Genomic DNA, 14,934 nt, shown 5'->3' with positions numbered 1-14,934 from the left:
GCCTTCCCCCTGAGGGGGACGCCACCGGTGGCCCGGCGAAGCCGGTTCCACGGTGGCACTGGTTTTGGGTAGCGCCAGTTTTTTGCGTTGGGTGGAAAGCGCAACGCAATGAGTGCGCAACGAGTGACTACCGATAACAACAGGCCGTGTGGGACATAGCACCGGGCGGCCCAGAAAGTTCGACATGGATATCTTGATGGTGGGCGGCGTCCTGCTGGTACTGATGCTGGTGCTGCTGTCCGGCGGTGTCTGGATCGCGATGACCCTGGCGATCTGCGGCTGGGTGGGGCAGGCGTTCTTCACCTCCACGCAGCCGGCCAAGAATTTGTTCTCGGCGTTCTGGGAGAGCAATGCGAGCTGGGAGCTGGCGGCGCTGCCGTTGTTCATCTGGATGGGCGAAATCCTGTTTCGCACCAAGCTCAGCGAAGAGATGTTCGAGGGCCTGCGGCCCTGGCTCAACCGCGTGCCCGGGCGGCTGATGCACACCACCATCCTGGGCTGCGGCATCTTCGGCTCGGTGTCGGGTTCGTCGGCCGCAACGTGCGCCACCATCAGCAAGGTGGCCCTGCCCGAGCTGATGAAGCGCGGCTACGACGAGAAGCTGGCACTGGGGTCGCTGGCCACGGCCGGCACGCTGGGCATTCTGATCCCGCCGTCGATCACCATGGTGGTGTATGCCGTGGCGGCCGACGCGTCCATCATCCGCATCTTCCTCGCGGGCTTCCTGCCGGGCATTTTGCTGATGCTGCTGTTCTCGGGCTACATCGGCTGGTGGAGCCTGCGCAACCCCGACAAGGTGCCCGCAGCCGACCCGCCTTCGACGCTGCGCGAGAAGATCCGCAAGTCCGGCAACCTGATCCCCGTGGGCGTGCTCATCGTCTTCATCGTCACCGTGCTCATCACCGGCTACGCCACCGCGACTGAATGCGCGGCGTATGGCGTGGTGGGCTCGCTGGGCCTGGCGCTGTGGAGCCGGTCGCTCACCTGGCAGAACTTCAAGGACGGGCTGATGGGCACCACGCGCACCAGCTGCATGATCATGTTCATCCTGGCGGGCGCGGCCTTTCTGACCAAGACCATGGCCTTCACCGGCATCCCGCGCGAGCTGGCCGAGTGGGTCAACGCCATGCAGCTGTCGCCGTTCGCGCTCATCAGCGTGCTGGTGGTGGTCTACCTGGTGCTGGGCACGGCGCTCGACGGCATCAGCATGATCGTGCTGACCAGCGCCGTGGTGCTGCCCATGATCCAGCAGGCTGGTTTCGATTTGATCTGGTTCGGCATCTTCATCGTGCTGCTGGTCGAAATTGCCGAGGTCACCCCGCCGGTGGGCTTCAACCTCTTCGTGCTGCAGAACATGACCGGCAAGGACAGCAACACCATCGCGCGTGCGGCCATTCCGTTCTTCCTGTGCCTGGTGGTCTGCATTGCACTCATCACGATCTTTCCGCAGATCGTGACCATCCTTCCCGATCTGGTCATGGGCGCGGAGAAGTAGCTCGGTCCAGCCCAGGGTACGATCAGCACCCTCATGTTCGCTGCCATCGCCATCGCCCTCGGAGCCAGCATTGGTGCGTTGGCACGGTGGCGCCTGGGCCTGTGGCTGAACACCGAGGGGGCCGTGCTTCCCTGGGGCACCCTTGCGGCCAACCTGATCGGTGGCTACCTGGTGGGGATCTGCGTCGCCATCTTCCAGGCACTTCCAGAGCTTGACCCGGCATGGCGCCTGGCCCTGGTGACGGGTTTTCTCGGTGGCCTCACCACCTTCTCCAGCTTCTCGGCCGAAGTGGTGGGCATGCTGCAGCAGCAGCGCTACCTGCTGGCACTGGGCACCACCGGCATGCACCTGGCGGGCTCGCTGGCGCTGACGGTGCTCGGCATCCACAGCGCCACTTTTTTGCTCGCGGGGCGTGCCTGATAATCGGACGATACCGGCAGCCACTGCCACACGTTCAACCCACGCCCGACCATTGCACCCGCACGGTTGCGCCGCGTTTTCCCGACCTGCCATGGACGCCAATACCCAACTCAACGAACGCCGCCTTGCCGATGCCTGGGCGGAGCTGCAGAGCCACGCCGCCAACGGCAACCCCTTGCACGCCGACGCCTACCGCCTTGCGTTTGCCGACCCCGAATTCCTGTTCCGCCGCGAGACACGCGGCATCCGCTTTCAGCTGGAAATGCTCAAGCCCGACCTGGGCCAGGCCGAGCAAGGCATCGAGAACACCGTGGTGGTCTATGGCAGCGCCCGGTTCGTAGCCCCCGACGAGGCCGCAGCCCAGCTGACCGAAGCCGAAGCCAGTGGCGACGAGGTGCGCCTGCAGCGCGCCCGCCAGGCCGTGCGCAACGCGCGCTATTACGACCTGGCCCGCCAGTTCGCCCGCGTGGTGGCCGAGCACAGCGAGCGCCAGCAGCCCGCAGACCGCATCTACATCTGCACCGGCGGTGGCCCCGGCATCATGGAGGCCGCCAACCGCGGCGCGCATGACGTGGGCGCGCTCAACGTGGGCCTGAACATCGCCCTGCCCCACGAGCAAAGCGGCAACCGTTTCATCTCGCCCACCCTGAGCTTCAAGTTCCACTACTTTGCGCTGCGCAAGATGCACTTCATGATGCGCGCCAAGGCCCTGGTGGCGTTCCCCGGGGGCTTTGGCACGCTGGACGAACTGTTCGAGGTGCTCACGCTGGTGCAGACCAAGAAGGCCAAGCCCGTGCCCATCGTCCTGTTTGGCACGGACTACTGGAAGCGGCTGATCAACTTCGAGGTGCTGGTCGAAGAAGGCACGATCTCGGCGCAGGACCTCAAGCTCTTTCACTACACCGACGACCCGCAAGAGGCGTGGGAGCTGATCAAGTCGTTCTATCAACTGTAAGAACGTGTTCACGATCTAAGCGCGACCGGACGGCATACAGGCGCGCTGTTCATGGGGCTCATGGACGGGAGTCTTGTCGGCCCTTGAGCAGACCGGTGGGCCCTATACAGGCCCCTCCCCGTGCGGCTTTTTCTCGCCGCCAATGCGCCACGCCAGACGGGCGCCGCCCAGTCCCGCCGCGCCCACCACCCAGAACAGGCCGCTCACGCCAATCACCGCCCCGGCCGATCCGAACATCAGGGGCATCAGCACGCTGGATGCGTTGATGGCCATGAGGCGCAGGCCCAGGGCCTCGCCCTGCCGGTGCGAGGGTGTGATCTGGTGCAGCAGGCTCATCACCATGGGCTGCCCCGTGCCCAGCACCAGGCCCAGCAGCACGGAGCACAGCCCCATGGCAAAGGCGCTTTGCAACAGCGGGTACACCGCAAACAACACGGCCGTCACCAGCATCGCGCCAGCCATCACGCCCCGCTCACGCAAGCGCTTGGCCACAAAGGGCATCAGCACGCGGATCACGGTGGCCGCAATCGCAAACGCCCCGAAGATGGTGCCAATGACCGCCGCCGACAACCCACGCTCGTGCCCCAGCAGCGGCACGGCAAAAGCGTGCACATCCCAGCACGACGAGATCAGCCAGTTCACGATGAGCAGGCGGCGAAACGGCGCGTCGTTCAGCAGATCCCAGGCGCGCTGCGGCGGGCCCCCATTGGCCGAAGCGGCGACCACCGCAGGCAACTCCTGCGTACCCCGCACGCAGAACCAGCTGAGCAAGGGCAGCAGCGCCAGCAGCGCAAAGGCCGCGCGGTAGCCTTCAAGGCTGCCCGGGGCGCTGCCGGCGTGGTCGATGGCCAGCCCTGCCGCAAAAGGGCCGATGAAGTTGGACACCGCCGGGCCGATGGACAGCCAGCTGAACACCTGCTTGAGTTCGGTGGCGTCATGCACGGCACGGCCCGCGTGGCGTTGTACCGCGATGGTGGCAGCCCCCGCGGCGCCACCGGTCAGCAGGGCTGAAATACACAGCACGGGAAAGGTCGGGAACACCACCGCCAGCCCAGCGCCCACACATGCCACGGCCACCGAATAGCCCACCGGGCGCTTGAGGCCACGGCGGTCTGTATACCGGCCCGCAGGCAGGGCCAGGAACACCTGGGTGAGCGCGAACAGCGCCACCAGCAAGCCCACGGCGGCGGCGCTGTAGCCCTCGCGCAGGGCCAGCAGGGGCGCGGCCAGCCGCATGCCTGCCATGCTGCCGTGCACGCAGATCTGCCCTGCGATCAGGCGGGCCAGGGCCCCGTTCACAGCGGATCGTCCTCAGGGTCCAGTCCGGGCAGCACTGCCGCGCCGCCGCCGGGAAGCGGCAGGCCGGCACTGGGCAGGCCAGCGGCACCGGGTGGCGCAGGCAGGTCCTGCACATCGCGCAGGCGCTTTTGGATGGCACGGGTGCGCACACCCACCTCGTCAAAACGCTTGGCGGCAGCGTCGATGGATTTTTTGGTGGCCTCCACCACATCGCCAAACTTGGCGAACTCGGTCTTGACCATGCCCAGCAGGCTCCAGACCTCGGACGAGCGCTTTTCGATGGCCAGCGTCTTGAAACCCATCTGCAGGCTGTTGAGCATGGCCGCCAGGTTGGCCGGGCCGGTGATCATCACGCGGCAGTCGTTCTGGATGGCCTCGACCAGGCCGGGACGGCGAATCACCTCGGCGAACAGGCCTTCGGTGGGCAGATAGAGCACAGCGAAATCCGTGGTGTGCGGGGGCGAGACGTATTTGGCAAAAATCTTCTTCGCCTCAAGCTTGATCGAGGTCTCGAAGGCGTTGCCCGCCGACGCAATCAACGTTTTGTCCGCCGCGTCCTGCGCGTCCATGAGCCGCTGGTACTGCTCCACGGGGTACTTGGAGTCGATGGGCAGCCAGACCGGGTGCTCGTCGCTCTTGCCCGGCAGGCGGATCGCAAATTCCACCAGCTCATCACTGCCCGGCACAGTCTTCACGTTGCGCGCGAACTGGTCGGGCGTGAGCACGTTGTCGATGATGGCGCCCAGCTGCATTTCGCCCCAGGTGCCGCGCGATTTCACGTTGGTCATCACACGCTTCAAGTCGCCCACGCTGCCGGCCAGCGTCTGCATTTCGCCCAGGCCCTTGTGCACCTGATCGAGCCGGTCGCTCACCAGCTTGAAGGATTCGCCCAGGCGCTGCTCCAGCGTGGCGTGGAGTTTCTCGTCCACCGTGCGGCGCATTTCTTCGAGCTTGGTGGAGTTGTCGGCCTGGATGGCGGCCAGGCGTTCGTTGAGCGCGTTGCGCAGTTGCTCGGCATTGGTCTGGCTGCCCTGCAACATGCCCGTGAGCTGCTGCGAGACGGCATCCTGCAACACCGAGAACTGGTGGCGGATCTGGTTGCCGTTGGCTTCGAGCTGGTCCTTGAGCGCGCCGGACATGGTGCCCAGCTGGCTCTGGAGGTCGCCCTTGAGCGAGTCGAGCGTGGTGCGCGTGGCCTGCGTGAGCGCCTCGAACCGCTCCTGGATGCGCTTTTCAAACAGCGCCGTGCTCTCGGCCATGGCCTCGCGCGACTTGACGCTTTCGGCCGCGAGCGCCGCCGTGGTGGTGGTGAGTTCGGTGCGAAAACCCGCAAGGGTGTCCGACAGTTCCTTGCGCGCCGTGGCCGCATCGTTTTGCCCCTGGGCCAGGTGGGCCAGCAAAGCCTTGCTGCTTTCCTCGAGCCGCCCGGCCACAGCCTGCTGCAGGGCATCGAAGCGCTGGGCCAGCGAGGCATCGAGCGCGGTCTGGCGCTGCTCCAGCCTGGCTTCAAACACCCCGAACGCGGCCAGAAGCTCGGCGCGGCCATTGCGGGACTCGGTCACGGCCTGGGCGAGGCGCTCATCGACGGCATGGCGCAGGGTCTCCAGCGTGTGCTGTGTAGTCTGGGTGAAGCCGCTGAGCTGCTGGGCCAGCGCATCCAGGGCACCGTCGTTCTTGGCCACGGCCAGCTGGGTGGCCTGCGCCGTCCGCTCCAGCGCCTGCAGGCGCGCCAGCCATTCGGGGGGCAGGTCCACCCGGGGGCGGCGCACCAGCAGCAGCACCAGAAGAACCAGAACCAGGGCCAACACGGCCAGCAAAACGAGGGTGTCGGTAGTCAAGGGCTATTACTATTATTTTGATAGCTACCAGCGTAATACAGATAAGCGCCAGCGGCCATTTTTATGCAAATATCAAGTTCAGCGCGGCGCTGTGGTCGTCGAAACGGGTTGGTTCACCGGTGTAAGCGGCCCGCGCCCGTCGAAGAAGGCAATCAGGTTGTCGGCCGCCAGGTTGGCCATGGCACGGCGCGTGGGCACCGTCGCGCTGGCGATGTGGGGCGTAAGCACCACGTTGGGCACGGTGAGCAGGTCGGGGTGCACGCGGGGCTCGCCCTCAAACACGTCCAGGCCCGCCGCCGCGATGCGCCCTTCGCGCAGCGCCACCGCCAATGCAGCGTCATCCACAATCCCGCCCCGCGCAATGTTGATGAGCGTGGCCGTGGGCTTCATCTGCGCCAGTTCGGCCGCGCCGATGGTGTGGTGCGAGGCTGCGGTGTAGGGCACCACCAGCACCACATGGTCTGCCGTGCGCAGCAGCTCTTCCTTGCCCACGTACGTAGCCTTACATTCGGCTTCCAGCGCGGGCGACAGGCGCGATCGGTTGTGATAGACCACCTTCATGCCAAAACCGAACGCCCCGCGCCGGGCAATGCCCTGCCCGATGCGCCCCATGCCGATGATGCCCAGTGTGCTGCCGTGGATGTCCGAGCCCGCGAACATGTCGTAGCTCCACTTGGTCCACTTCCCGGCGCGAAGGTAGTGCTCGGACTCCGTCATGCGGCGCGCCGTGGCCATGAGCAGCGCAAAGCCGAAGTCGGCCGTGGTCTCGGTCAGCACGTCGGGTGTGTTGGTGCCCTGCACGCCGGCAGCCGTCATGGCATCCACGTCGAAGTTGTTGTAGCCCACGGCCATGTTGGCCACGATCTTCAGGCGCGTTGCGGCGGCCAGCAGCGTGGCGTCGATGCGCTGGCTGCCGGTCGTGAAGGCGCCGTCCTTGTCGGCCAGGCGCTCGGCCAGCTCGGCAGGGCTCCAGATCACGTCCTCAGGGTTGTCTTGCACGTCAAAGTGCTGGCGCAGGCGGTCCACGATGTCGGGGAAGATCGCACGCGCGATCAGGATGCGGGGTTTGCTCATATTTCAATCTCCAATGCATTCGCGAGGTACGTCGCCCTGTGAAACTGGCGTGGCCAAAAGCCAGTGGCCGCCGAGCAAAGGCCGCCCTGCAGCGAGGGCGGCGTCCCCCTTCCCGCAGCGCGCAGCGCTGCGAGAGAAGTGGGAAGCGGCACAACCGCTCAGGGGGACGTGCATTACCTAAACCAAAGGAAGGTCATCACCACGAACAACGGCACCAGGATGCCGCCCGACCACAGCATGTAGCCGAAGAAGCTCGGCATCTTCACGCCCCGGTCTTCGGCGATGGCCTTGACCATCATGTTGGGGGCATTGCCGATGTAGGTGTTGGCGCCCATGAACACCGCGCCCGCCGAAATGGCGGCGAGCGTGGGGGCCAGCGTGGTCATGAGCGTGGCCGCATCGCCTCCGGCGGTGTTGAAGAACACGAGGTAGGTCGGAGCGTTGTCGAGGAACGAGCTGAGGATGCCCGTGGCCCAGAAATACATGGCCGGGTCGGGCGAGCCGTCGGGCCGCGTCACCGCCGCGATGATGGCGCCGAACGGGCCGTTGGCGCCCGCCTTGAGCATGGCGATGACCGGAATGATGGTGAGGAAGATGCCCGCAAACAGCTTGGCCACCTCCTGCATTGGCCCCCAGCCGAACTGGTTGTCTTCATGCACCTTGCCAGGCGTGAGCCACAGCGACAGAAAGGTCACGATGACCAGCCCCGCATCGCGCACGATGCCGGGCAGGCCCACCTCCGTGCCCGCCAGGTTGAACACCACGGGCGACTTCCAGAAGCCGCTGACCAGCACGAGCGCCACCACGGCGCCCAGCAGGGCAAAGTTGACCTTGCCGTCAAAGCCGATGGCCGGCGTGTCGGGTGTCGGGTCGGCCTTGAGCACCTCTTCGCGGCGGTGGTAGTACCAGGAGTCCAGCGCGAAGAAGATGGCCAGCAGCGTGCCCACGAGGAACAGGGTCTCGGGGAAGATGTGGCCCACCGTCCAGAAAAAGTCCACGCCCTTCAAGAACCCCAGGAACAGGGGCGGATCACCCAGCGGCGTGAGCGAGCCCCCTGCATTGGACACGATGAAGATGAAGAACACGACCACATGCGCCGTGTGCCGGCGGTTGTCGTTGGCGCGGATCAGCGGGCGGATCAGCAGCATCGATGCCCCCGTGGTGCCCATCAAGCTGGCCAGCACCGCGCCAATGGCCAGGATCGTGGTGTTCAGCCCGGGGCTGCCATGCAGATTGCCCCGGATGAAGATGCCGCCCGCCACCGTGAACAGCGCGGTGAGCAAAATGACGAACGGGATGTACTCGGCCACCAGCGCATGCACCAGGCTCGCGCCCGCCACACCGGCCCCGAAGGTGATGGCAAACGGCACCAGAAATACCAGGCCCCAGGCCGCTGCGACCTTGCCGAAATGGTGGTGCCAGAAGATCGGTGCCATGAGCGGCATGAGCGCAATCGACAGCAGGATGCCCGCAAACGGCACACCCCAGAGCACCGACAGCGTGCTGCCATCAATGTCAGCCGCCATGGCCAGCCCCGGCAGCGTGGCCAGAAGGCCGGCCAACGCCAGCCCGCGCGAGAATTTCAAGATTCTTGTCTCCATCTCATGGTCAAAAAAAAGGGCGCAGCAGGGTGGCCCCCGGGCACGCCCCCATCACGCGGGAGAGGGAATGTCGAACACCTGGCGCAGATAGGCCAGGTATTTCTCGTCATCACACATGCCCTTGCCCGGCGTGTCGGAAAGCTTGGCCACGGGCTGGTCGTTGCAGCGCGTCATCTTGATGACCACCTGCAGCGGCTCGTGGGCAGGCGGGCTGCCGAGATCGTTGGTGAGATTGGTGCCAATGCCGAACGCCAGCTGGCAGCGCCCACGGAACTGCTGGTACAGCTCGATCGTGCGCGGAATGGTGAGCGCGTCGCTGAAGATCAGCGTCTTGGTCAGCGGGTCCACACGGTTCTTGCGGTAGTGGTCGAGCAGGCGCTCGCCCCAGGCAAACGGGTCGCCGCTGTCGTGGCGCGCGCCGTCGAACAGCTTGCAAAAATACAGGTCGAAGTCGCGCAGGAAGGCGCTCATGCCGTAGACGTCCGACAGCGCAATGCCCAGGTCACCGCGGTATTCCTTGGCCCACATCTCGAAGCCGAACACCTGGCTGTCGCGCAGGCGCGGCCCGAGCGCCTGGCAGGCCTGCAAATACTCATGCGCCATGGTCCCCAGCGGCGTCACACCCAGCTTCATCGCATACAGCACGTTGCTGGTGCCCGCGAACTGGCCGGGGCCCGCAGGTGCACCGGGGCGGCGGTCGCCCGTGCCCAGGCGGGCCACCAGCACGCGCAGCACTTCCTCGTGCCAGGCGCGGGAAAAGCGCCGGCGCGTGCCGTAGTCGGCGATTTTTAGGTCGGACAGGCCTTCGCCCTGCAGCAGCGCGATCTTGGCATCCAGGCGCCTGCGGCCTTCCAGGAAATCGGGCACTTTCTGCGTATTGCGAAAGTAGACCTCGTTGATGATGGCCAGCACCGGGATCTCGAACAGGATGGTGTGCAGCCAGGGGCCCCGAATGGAAATCTCGATCTCGCCGTTGTGCTGGGGCGTGACGGTGATGTATTTCTCGTTGAGCTTGAACAGCCCGAGAAAATCCACGAAGTCACTCTTGATGAAGCGCAGCGAGCGCAGGTAGGCCAGCTCGGCATCCTGGAACTGCAGGCAACACAGCGACCGGATCTCGTCGCGGATCTCGTTGGCAAATGGTGCCAGCTGCACGCCAGGGTTGCGGCACTTGAACTTGTATTCGACCTGCGCACCGGGAAATTGGTGCAGCACGACCTGCATCATGGTGAACTTGTACAGGTCGGTGTCGAGCAGGCTGGTGATGATCATGGTCGGTGCGGGCGCAAAGAAGGCCGGGGACGCAAAAGGCCGTGCAGCAAAGCCGCAAAGTGTAGGCCATGCCGCCGTGCGGCGCTTTGAAGGCCGCCACCACCCTGCCGGCACAAGCGTTTCAGGCCAAAAACGGCCCTACCGTTTGATGAACAAGCGCTAGCAGCTATTAAATCAATAGCAAAAGCACTGCAGGCGCTTAACCCGCGACCACCAGCGCCTGCAGCACCTGGCGCAGTGCGTCGGGCACGGGCACGGGGCGGCGTGTTTCGCGGTCCACATACACATGGATGAAGTGCCCGGCGGCGGCGGTCATGGGCTCGCCCTGCGCGAACAGGCCCACTTCGTAGCGCACGCTGGAGCTGCCCAGCTTCGCCACCCGAATGCCCGCCTCCACCGTCTGCGGGAAGGCCAGCGGCGCGAAGTAATTGCACTGGGTCTCGATCACGAGGCCGATGGTGCCGCCCGCGTGGATGTCGAGCACGCCCTGGTCGATCAGGTGGGCATTCACCGCCGTGTCAAACCAGCTGTAGTACACGACGTTGTTCACATGGCCGTACACGTCGTTGTCGGCCCAGCGTGTGGTGATGGGGCGAAAAGCCTGGTAAGCGCTGCGCGGCTGCGGGGACGGGCGGGCGACCAGTGCGGACGCAGTGGCAGGGGTGGTGCTGGCGGCAGAAGTCATGGCCGCACATTCTGCCAGCGCTGGTGGTATTGCCAGGCCACGCGCCAGGTGTTGAGCTGGGCCAACACCGTGTCGTCAAGGTTCCGGCCATAACCCCCGGCCATGGCAAAAACCAGGGGAATGCGCCGCTGCCAGGCCCAGTCGAACACACGCCGGTCGCGCGCCTCCAGGCCATCGTGCGTCACGGCCAGCCGCCCCAGGCGATCGCCTTCGTGCGGATCGGCGCCGGCCAGATAGAAGACGAGCTGGGGCGCAAACCGCTGCTCCAGGGCATCAAGCGCCTGCTCCAGGGCCTGCAGGTAGTCAGGGTCGGTGCAGCCGTCGGGCAGCTCGACATCCAGGTCGCTGGGCTCCTTGCGGAACGGGAAATTGCGTGCCCCATGCAGTGACAGCGTGAATACGCTGTGGTCTCCCCTGAAGATGTGCGCCGTGCCGTTGCCCTGGTGCACGTCCAGGTCGATCACCGCCACCTGGAGCGGCCGGGCTGCGCGTCCATCGCCCCCGCCGCGCGCCCATTCCACCTGCATCAACCGGGCGGCCACTGCCACATCGTTGAACACACAAAAACCGCTGCCCTTGTCGGCATAGGCATGGTGGGTGCCCCCAGCGAGGTTGCCCGCAACCCCTTCGCGCAAGGCCACGCGGCTCGCGGCCACCGTGGCCCCTACAGAGCGCCGCGCGCGCTCGGCCATGGCCTCGCTCCAGGGGAAACCGATCTCGCGCTGGGCCAGGGGCGGCAGCGTGCCGTCGGCAATGGCGTCGATATAGTCAGGCGCATGGGCCAACGCCAATTCGCGGTCGGATGCGGGCAAGGCCACCTGGAGCGACACACCGGGCAGGCGCTGCGCGATCCGGTCGCGCAGCAGGCGGTACTTGGCCATGGGAAACCGATGGCCCTCGGGCAGGGGCAGCACAAAATGGTCTGCGTAGTAGGCGTGCATGACGAGATTGTGGCGAACGGCGGATTTCTGGGTGGTCGTCCCTAATTTGCTGCACCGCAACAAAAAACCCTTGCAATAGTGAACGAAGCCCCTAAAATTCAACCCATGCTGCACTGCAACATGACTTTACCGAGTCAGGGCCAGCGCAGATGTCTGTGAACCACCCTGGCCTCTAGGGCCCTCATTTTTAGGAGATATGACATGACGCTGACCGCTGAACAAATCCTGGCCTCGCACAAAGCCAACATCGAAACCCTGTTTGGTCTGACCACCAAGGCCTTCGAAGGCGTGGAAAAGCTGGTGGAACTGAACGTGACCGCTTCGCGCGCTGCCCTGTCTGAAGCCGCCAACCACACCCAGGCCGTCCTGGGCGTGAAGGACGCACAAGAACTGCTGGCCCTGCAAGCTGGCCTGTTCCAGCCTCTGGCTGAAAAGACCGCTGCCTACAGCCGTCACCTGTATGACATCGCTTCGGGCACGGGCGCCGAATTCGGCAAGGCCTTCGAAAGCCAAACCACCGACGCGCAAAAAGCCTTCACCAACCTGGTGGACAGCGCCGCAAAGAACGCCCCTGCCGGTTCCGAAACGGCCGTGGCTGTGATGAAGAGCGCCGTCTCTGCCGCCAACAACGCATTTGAGTCGGTGCAAAAGGCCGTCAAGCAAGCGTCTGACGTGGCCGAAGCCAACTTCAACGCCGTGGCCAGCACCGCTGCCAACGCCGCCAAGACTGCGGCTCCCCGCAAGCGCTAAATCAGCACCTGTGGTCTGGAGTGCAAACTCTAGGCCGCATTCAGGGAATACCCTGATAATTCAACCACGCGCTGCGGACCTCTTCCACAGTGCATCAGTTGTCTCCTTGGATCCTCTCGAAACCCCCGTTTCAGGGATCCTTTTAAAGCCCGGTTCATGACCGGGCTTTTTTTTTGCGTCCGTGTTGGATGCATGTCGCTGGAACTGGCTGCCACGGGTTTCAAACACATGAGCGGGCCACACAACACACCCGGAGTGATGGTCCCGTCCGCCCCCCACTCCGCGCACCCAGCAACGCGCCTCGCGTTTGCGCTGCATCAGGCTTTCGCACCAATCCCCGCACTCACCCCAGCCTTTATTAAGAATAATTCGTGTTTGCTTTATCATCGCCGGAGTTACAACCCCGAAAGATGCATCCATGTCGAAGACTGTGAAAGCCTTGCTGAGCGCTTGTGCCCTGGCCGCCGCCGCAGGCGCTGTCCATGCCCAGGAACAAGTGGTCAACCTCTACTCGGCCCGCCACTACTCCACCGACGAAGCGCTGTACACAGGCTTCACCAAGGCCACTGGCATCAAGATCAATCGCGTGGATGCCGACGACGCGGGCATCCTCGCGCGCCTGAAAGCCGAAGGCGCTGCCTCGCCTGCGGACGTGATCCTGCTGGTGGACGCCGCCCGCCTGTACAAGGGCGAAGTCGATGGCCTGTTCCAGCCCATCCAGTCCAAGGTGCTCAACGACGCCATCCCCGCCAACCTGCGCAGCAATCCGGCGGCAGATGGCAGCATCTCGTGGTTTGGCCTGTCCACACGAGCCCGCGTGGTGGTCTACAACAAGATCAAGATGGACAAGGCGGATGTCGATACCTACGAGGAACTCGGCGACCCGAAGAACAAGGGCAAGCTGTGCATCCGCTCTGGCTCGCACCCCTACAACCTGAGCCTGTTCGGTGCTGTGACTGAGCACATGGGCGAACAGAAGGCCGAAGCCTGGCTCAAGGGCATGGTCGCCAACCTGGCACGCCCCCCCAAGGGTGGCGACACCGACCAGATCAAGGCCGTGGCCGCTGGCGAATGCGATATCGCCGTGACCAACAGCTACTACCTGGCGCGCATGATGCGTTCCACCAAGCCCGAAGATGTGGCCGTGGTCAACAAGGTGGGCGTGGTGTTCCCCAACCAGGAGTCCTGGGGCACACACCTGAACATCGCGGGCGGCGCTGTGGCCAAGCACTCCAAGAACCAGGCCAATGCGGTCAAGTTCCTGGAATACCTGGCCAGCCCGGAAGCCCAGAACTACTTTGCCAACGGCAACAATGAGTGGCCCGCTGCCAAGGGCGTCGCGCTGGACAACCCAGCCCTCAAGGCCATGACCGGCGGCAAGCCATTCAAGAGCGAAACCATCCCGATCAGCGCGGTGGGCGCCAATACGACCAAGGTTCAGCAGATGCTGGACCGGGTGGGCTTCCAGTAAGCAGTGCAGGCTCCTGGGCGTTTTGGCGCCCCAGCAGCCCGGCTTTCGCCGGGCTTTTTTTTTGCCCTTCACTGTGCATGGTTCATAATTGACGTTTACGTTAACGTCACTTACTGGAGACAAAACATGGAAATCAAGGGCAAGGTATTCATCGTCACCGGCGGCGCATCGGGCCTGGGCGAAGGCACGGCACGCATGCTGGCAGCCCAGGGTGGCACGGTGGTCATCGCCGACATGCAGGCCGACAAAGGCGAAGCCGTGGCCAAGGACATCGGTGGCGCTTTCGTGAAGTGCGACGTGAGCAACGAGACCGACGGTCAGGCCGTGGTAGCGAAGGCGGTTTCGCTGGGCAAGCTCATGGGTCTGGTCAACTGCGCAGGCATCGCGCCCGCCGAGAAAACCGTGGGCAAGAATGGGGCCCACGCCTTAGCCCTGTTCAGCAAGACCGTCACGGTCAACCTGATCGGCAGCTTCAACATGATTCGCCTGGCCGCCGAAGCCATGAGCAAAAACGAGCCCGAGGCCACGGGCGAGCGCGGCGCGCTGATCTCCACCGCCAGTGTGGCCGCCTATGACGGCCAGATTGGCCAAGCGGCGTACTCTGCATCCAAGGGCGGCGTGGTCGGCATGACCTTGCCCATCGCCCGCGACCTGGCCCGCAATGGCATCCGCAACATGACGATTGCCCCGGGCATCTTCGGCACGCCCATGCTGTTTGGCATGCCCCAGGAAGTGCAGGACGCACTGGCGGCGGGCGTGCCCTTTCCCAGCCGCCTGGGCACACCGCAGGACTACGCCAAGCTGGTGCAACACATCTTCGAGAACGACATGCTCAACGGCGAGGTGATCCGCCTCGATGGCGCCATCCGCCTGGCTCCCCGTTAACAATTGCTACTCTATTGATAGCTACCAGCGCTTGATAGAAAAGCGCTGGTAGCTATTTTTATGCATATTCTGTCGGAATTTCAGGAACGCAAGCCGGCATAGAAGACAAGCGAAAAAAAACCGCTGCAGCCTTTCGACTGCAGCGGTGGATGACTGGCGGAGTGGACGGGACTCGAACCCGCGACCCCCGGCGTGACAGGCCGGTATTCTAACCAACTGAACTACCACTCCTGGCAGGCAGCTTTTCG

The 14,934-nt window shown here is 64.5% G+C and carries 13 protein-coding genes and 1 tRNA gene; 6 read left to right on the top strand and 8 right to left on the bottom strand.

The genetic code is table 11. The annotated features are described in order from the left end of the window. Positions 1–184 precede the first annotated feature (184 nt). From ASE39_RS06755 to ASE39_RS06745, 3 genes are all read left to right on the top strand, one after another. Positions 185–1,495 (top strand): TRAP transporter large permease subunit, encoded by a 1,311-nt coding sequence (locus tag ASE39_RS06755; RefSeq protein WP_199864247.1) that lies wholly within the window; start codon positions 185–187, stop codon positions 1,493–1,495. Positions 1,496–1,528: 33 nt separating this feature from the next. Next, positions 1,529–1,915, top strand: coding sequence for a fluoride efflux transporter CrcB (gene crcB / locus ASE39_RS06750; RefSeq protein ID WP_057270624.1), 387 nt, complete (start codon positions 1,529–1,531; stop codon positions 1,913–1,915). A gap of 91 nt (positions 1,916–2,006) precedes the next feature. Further along, the gene (locus tag ASE39_RS06745; protein WP_010465765.1) at positions 2,007–2,870 is read left to right on the top strand and encodes a TIGR00730 family Rossman fold protein; all 864 of its coding nucleotides are present in this window, start codon (positions 2,007–2,009) and stop codon (positions 2,868–2,870) included. Between the two features lie 102 nt (positions 2,871–2,972). Here ASE39_RS06745 and ASE39_RS06740 read toward each other — a convergent pair whose 3' ends face one another. The 7 genes from ASE39_RS06740 to ASE39_RS06710 all read right to left on the bottom strand — a co-directional run bounded on the left by ASE39_RS06740 (position 2,973) and on the right by ASE39_RS06710 (position 11,580). Beyond that, positions 2,973–4,169: an MFS transporter gene (locus ASE39_RS06740; protein WP_057270623.1), complete on the bottom strand. Its 1,197-nt coding sequence runs from the start codon at positions 4,167–4,169 to the stop codon at positions 2,973–2,975. Then, complete coding sequence (gene rmuC, locus ASE39_RS06735) at positions 4,166–6,007, bottom strand: DNA recombination protein RmuC (RefSeq protein WP_057270622.1); 1,842 nt, start codon at positions 6,005–6,007, stop codon at positions 4,166–4,168. The genes ASE39_RS06740 and rmuC overlap by 4 nt, the downstream gene beginning before the upstream one ends. Before the next feature lie 78 nt (positions 6,008–6,085). Beyond that, positions 6,086–7,081 carry a D-glycerate dehydrogenase gene (locus tag ASE39_RS06730; protein WP_057270621.1) on the bottom strand — a complete coding sequence of 332 codons (996 nt, stop codon included), beginning with the start codon at positions 7,079–7,081 and terminating at the stop codon, positions 6,086–6,088. A 173-nt stretch (positions 7,082–7,254) separates the two neighbouring features. Beyond that, on the bottom strand, positions 7,255–8,667 hold the full coding sequence (locus ASE39_RS06725; RefSeq protein WP_057270620.1) for a sodium:proton antiporter: 1,413 nt from the start codon (positions 8,665–8,667) through the stop codon (positions 7,255–7,257). Positions 8,668–8,733: 66 nt separating this feature from the next. After that, complete coding sequence (gene pncB, locus ASE39_RS06720; protein ID WP_010465772.1) at positions 8,734–9,954, bottom strand: nicotinate phosphoribosyltransferase; 1,221 nt, start codon at positions 9,952–9,954, stop codon at positions 8,734–8,736. A gap of 199 nt (positions 9,955–10,153) precedes the next feature. Next, complete coding sequence (locus tag ASE39_RS06715; protein WP_057270619.1) at positions 10,154–10,639, bottom strand: thioesterase family protein; 486 nt, start codon at positions 10,637–10,639, stop codon at positions 10,154–10,156. Beyond that, the gene (locus ASE39_RS06710) at positions 10,636–11,580 is read right to left on the bottom strand and encodes a histone deacetylase (RefSeq protein WP_057270618.1); all 945 of its coding nucleotides are present in this window, start codon (positions 11,578–11,580) and stop codon (positions 10,636–10,638) included. Before ASE39_RS06710 ends, ASE39_RS06715 begins: the two co-directional genes overlap by 4 nt. A 201-nt stretch (positions 11,581–11,781) precedes the next feature. Between ASE39_RS06710 and ASE39_RS06705 the strand changes: the two genes are divergently transcribed. The 3 genes from ASE39_RS06705 (at position 11,782) to ASE39_RS06695 (ending at position 14,686) form a co-directional block, all read left to right on the top strand. Continuing rightward, positions 11,782–12,330 carry a phasin family protein gene (locus ASE39_RS06705; protein WP_010465778.1) on the top strand — a complete coding sequence of 183 codons (549 nt, stop codon included), beginning with the start codon at positions 11,782–11,784 and terminating at the stop codon, positions 12,328–12,330. A 418-nt stretch (positions 12,331–12,748) separates the two neighbouring features. Continuing rightward, positions 12,749–13,801: an extracellular solute-binding protein gene (locus tag ASE39_RS06700; RefSeq protein WP_057224906.1), complete on the top strand. Its 1,053-nt coding sequence runs from the start codon at positions 12,749–12,751 to the stop codon at positions 13,799–13,801. A gap of 126 nt (positions 13,802–13,927) precedes the next feature. Further along, entirely contained in the window at positions 13,928–14,686 is a 759-nt protein-coding gene (locus ASE39_RS06695) for a 3-hydroxyacyl-CoA dehydrogenase (protein ID WP_010465781.1), read from the top strand. A 154-nt stretch (positions 14,687–14,840) separates the two neighbouring features. On the opposite strand, the gene ASE39_RS06690 is transcribed toward ASE39_RS06695, so the two are convergent. Then, positions 14,841–14,917 (bottom strand) — tRNA-Asp (locus ASE39_RS06690). Between the last annotated feature and the right edge of the window lie 17 nt (positions 14,918–14,934).

This window comes from Acidovorax sp. Root267 (assembly GCF_001429215.1).
GTDB classification, from domain to species: domain Bacteria; phylum Pseudomonadota; class Gammaproteobacteria; order Burkholderiales; family Burkholderiaceae_C; genus Acidovorax; species Acidovorax radicis.
Note: the sequence above shows the minus strand (reverse complement) of the source record. Positions and strands in the feature narration are given on the sequence as shown.

Bases quoted from the DNA above. Each gene is read 5' to 3' on its own strand.
- ASE39_RS06700 (WP_057224906.1), top strand. From the start codon at position 12,749: ATGTCGAAGACTGTGAAAGCCTTGCTGAGCGCTTGTGCCCTGGCCGCC.
- ASE39_RS06705 (WP_010465778.1), top strand. From the start codon at position 11,782: ATGACGCTGACCGCTGAACAAATCCTGGCCTCGCACAAAGCCAACATC.
- ASE39_RS06715 (WP_057270619.1), bottom strand. From the start codon at position 10,639: ATGACTTCTGCCGCCAGCACCACCCCTGCCACTGCGTCCGCACTGGTC.
- ASE39_RS06695 (WP_010465781.1), top strand. From the start codon at position 13,928: ATGGAAATCAAGGGCAAGGTATTCATCGTCACCGGCGGCGCATCGGGC.
- ASE39_RS06755 (WP_199864247.1), top strand. From the start codon at position 185: ATGGATATCTTGATGGTGGGCGGCGTCCTGCTGGTACTGATGCTGGTG.
- crcB (WP_057270624.1), top strand. From the start codon at position 1,529: ATGTTCGCTGCCATCGCCATCGCCCTCGGAGCCAGCATTGGTGCGTTG.
- pncB (WP_010465772.1), bottom strand. From the start codon at position 9,954: ATGATCATCACCAGCCTGCTCGACACCGACCTGTACAAGTTCACCATG.
- ASE39_RS06730 (WP_057270621.1), bottom strand. From the start codon at position 7,081: ATGAGCAAACCCCGCATCCTGATCGCGCGTGCGATCTTCCCCGACATC.
- ASE39_RS06745 (WP_010465765.1), top strand. From the start codon at position 2,007: ATGGACGCCAATACCCAACTCAACGAACGCCGCCTTGCCGATGCCTGG.
- ASE39_RS06710 (WP_057270618.1), bottom strand. From the start codon at position 11,580: ATGCACGCCTACTACGCAGACCATTTTGTGCTGCCCCTGCCCGAGGGC.